General features: G+C 31.8%; 4 protein-coding genes. 2 read left to right on the top strand and 2 right to left on the bottom strand.

All coding sequences use genetic code 11. The features are described from left to right. Both J7604_RS26105 and J7604_RS26100 read right to left on the bottom strand, forming a co-directional pair. Positions 1-722 (bottom strand): NACHT domain-containing NTPase (locus J7604_RS26105; protein ID WP_293903287.1); only part of this gene is annotated, 722 nt, incomplete at its 3' end. 82 nt (positions 723-804) lie between these two features. After that, on the bottom strand, positions 805-1446 hold the full coding sequence (locus tag J7604_RS26100) for a hypothetical protein (protein WP_293903284.1): 642 nt from the start codon (positions 1444-1446) through the stop codon (positions 805-807). A 788-nt stretch (positions 1447-2234) separates the two neighbouring features. Between J7604_RS26100 and J7604_RS26095 the strand changes: the two genes are divergently transcribed. Together J7604_RS26095 and J7604_RS26090 are read left to right on the top strand one after the other, a co-directional pair. Beyond that, complete coding sequence (locus tag J7604_RS26095) at positions 2235-2852, top strand: hypothetical protein (protein WP_293903281.1); 618 nt, start codon at positions 2235-2237, stop codon at positions 2850-2852. Positions 2853-2858: 6 nt separating this feature from the next. Continuing rightward, complete coding sequence (locus J7604_RS26090; protein WP_293903278.1) at positions 2859-3380, top strand: hypothetical protein; 522 nt, start codon at positions 2859-2861, stop codon at positions 3378-3380. Positions 3381-3467: the final 87 nt, after the last annotated feature.

Raw genomic sequence — 3467 nt, 5'->3', positions numbered from 1 at the left:
TCTTGGAAGTCTCCAAACCCCTTTAAAGCATTTTCTGGTCTCGATGTTAAAATAAAAGTATTATTTGAGGCCTTTGCAATAAATGTTTGAATATCCGCTGTAACTACTTCTCTGTCCGAAAGAGGAATCTCATCATAACCGTCAAGAAGTATTACAAATCCGCCCTCTGTTAATAATTCCAATAAAAGACTGTTATCAAAATCTTTGGCTAATGAATTTAATTGACTTTGTATTTCACTAATAATTGTTTTGTCTTTTGAAAGTCTTCTTAATTCAATTAAGATTGGGATTCCCCTCTTTTCATCAATTGTGTCTAGGAATACTTTTTTTACCAATGTTGACTTTCCCATTCCCGCATTGTCAGTGATTAATAATTTTTCATACTTATTAAGTAGCTCCAATGGAAAAGACAGGACTTTATATTTCACTACCTTTTTATTATTCCATTCAACTAACGTTAAGGGTAAATAAATGTCCTTTATGAATCTTTGGGAATTATTAAAAACTAAGGTATTTACAATAGATACACGTTTGTATGTTCTGTAAAAATATTCAGAAAATTGTTCCCCGGTTGGAACATGATACTTATTGTAGTCAAGAGTAAACCGTTTTTTAAGATTTTCAAGTCTGGGAGTTACATATGTATCCACTACAGCTTTAATAAATGGACTTGCAACTGCAAGCATTTCTTTTACTGGTAAAGATTCGTTTGTTTCTATCATTTTCGTATCTTTTATAAAATTTACAACTTGCAATTGAATGCTACTGTTGAACTTGAGAATCTTAATTATTCACATTTACCCCTCAGATCTTAAAGGACTTCATAGTACCTTCTTTCCAAGATGATTTTTTGACTAAATTTCGTTCAATTAAATATTCCAAGGTTTTATTTGATATCTCTGCAAATTTGGGAATCATTAATTGACAATCATCATTTCTTTGCATTAATAAGTTAGCATGACGATCATATATATTCCCCTTCACATTCCATAGGATTTTTGAATAAAAAAGTGTAAATATCCTATCTAAATAAACAATTTGAACATTTTCATTTGAGATATCATTTGCCGATCTTAATAAAGCATCAAATCGCAGTATAATTGCATACAACTCATCCGTCAAAGTGTGTACTACGTCGTGCCTTTTTGGATCAAATTCCCTTAAGGACCTCACTCCTTCTATTTTATTCCATTCCAGCTCATCTATAAAGTAAAGTATCTCCTTAATCATTTCTTCAATCGCACCAACATGTTGAGATAGTTCAGCACCTTGAGTCTGCTCTTTCATAAAGTTGGTTTGTTGTTCAACAAGTTCCCTTGTCTTTTCCAGCTCCTCTTTTTGGGAAGTAAATGTAAGATATACTAATACAATCGTTAAAATGGCAATAAAAGGTGAAGTTGTACCTGCAATCGTATCACCAATTTGTCCAGTCTCAGTAAAATCCAAGCTGCTCCAAAAAGCCTACCGAGTAAATAAAAAAGGTAGACAAAGTGTGACAATAGAGGCTACAAAAGTTATTTTACCAATATTGTTGAGAAGTACGTTATTCTTCATGTTTAGGCCTATATCGATTTAAAACCAATACTTTATTTCAATGCGTTGCATGTCGTTTAGAAAATAAAAGCAACAACTATATCTTTATAATAAATTTAAATTTTACCTCTCCTAAGATACTTTCGATAGACTCCTCATCTCCAAAATACTCAGAATTTCATAATGTGATAAGATCATTTTATACTATTGGTGCAATTTCAAAACAATTACCCTTCCATGAATAGCAATTAACCACTATTCAGGTATTTCTAAATCATTGGCCTTATCTTATGCTGTACAAACGCTCCACACAAATACTGAAAAAAAACAAAATAATAGCATTAAAAATAGTCCCAATAGCAAATATATAAAATATGTTGTAACCTACGACTTTTTGTAAAAGAAGTTACCTGAATCACATGCCTTTCTGTTACATTATCTTTTGCAGCATACATAAAGCTTTAAAAAATCATATCCTCTACACACCAACTATCAGGGTATACACTGACATTAACTATATCTCAAAATATACCTTTACAACATATATCATACAGTGAGTCGTCCCAAAGCCTGCCAACAAGCCTTACTAAATAACAGAACCAAATGAGTACAGAGCTTTTGGGGTTAATAAATTTTTATTTTATTTTGTAAGAGGGTTGTATAAAAACCTTTGACAAATTGCAACGATTGGGATTATAAATATGGACACAACAAAACTGATTGTAAAAACTGAATCAGCTAATCTTTGGTGGGGAATTTATGGGATATGTGAAAAAATAGGATGGGAAGACTTAAGAATATACAATGATAAAGGGGAAAAAATAGCATCATTATGTTTGAATACCAAAAGGTATTTAAGAAATGGAATTGAGGATTTGAGAAATGATCCAACAGAAGCTGAATTTGTTCAGGCAATCGAGGATTACTTAAAAGATGACAAAATTCATTATTGGTTTTACTATAATAATGAATTTGATGATGATAAATACGAGGTCTCGTACGATGCACCTAGAAACGAAAAGGGAGAAAAACCAAGATTTATGGATATCTGGCATCATCACGAAAGCATAGACCTTTCAACAATCAGATCTGCAGTAGAAAATTTCGCTCATCAATTTCTTAAACTAGACAATGTAGAAATCGAAATAGAGGAAGAACCTTTTGAGAACTCAATGACCGATTATAAAAAACACATGGAACATTTTGGTGATGGTGAAGAAATCCAGATTAGCTTCAGTGATGAAGTAGTCAATACGCTTTCTGTGCTGTGGAATAAGTCAAAGGAAGAGACTTTAGCAAAACTTAACAGGTCATTGTAACAAACCATGAATAATAACAACATGAAAGAACTGGGAAATAATTTATGGTTGAGCAATGAAGGAAACAGGTATTTTATATTGAAGAGACCGTCGTATCAAGAAATGACCATCATGTGTTTCGCAATTGTCCTTTTTCTTATCGTTGCCCTTTTGTGTTTGTTCTCAAATAAACTTCTTATTTTTTCAGGTTCACTCTTTTGTCTTATAGGAGCATTATTTTTGCTTCTAAAAAAATCAGAAATAATAATTGATTTTGATCTTTCTCAAATTTTTAAAAAGTATAAAATTTTAAAATGGGATTATAAGAGTGCAAAGGTGATAAATTTTGAATCTCCTATTGAATTATATGTACACATTAAGGATACCAGCGATGGGGAGGTATTTTATCTTTGCACAGACATTCAGCAGAAACAGATTGTCATTACAAACCTTTCCGAACCTGAGGAAGGAAATAATCTTATTAAAATCTTTCAGAAAAAATTACCTGGTATGGTCGAAAATAAAGGGACTAAAGCATCCAAAGTTTAAATGGATATTCCATTTATTTTCCGTGATATCAGATCTTTCGATCCGACACTTCGTTCAATTGATACTGAGATATAATGTCACTGGTAA

Source organism: Sporocytophaga sp., assembly GCF_017745095.1.
In the GTDB taxonomy this organism is placed as follows: domain Bacteria; phylum Bacteroidota; class Bacteroidia; order Cytophagales; family Cytophagaceae; genus Sporocytophaga.
The sequence above is the reverse complement of the archived record's forward strand: the minus strand, read 5'-3'. Positions and strand labels throughout refer to the sequence as shown.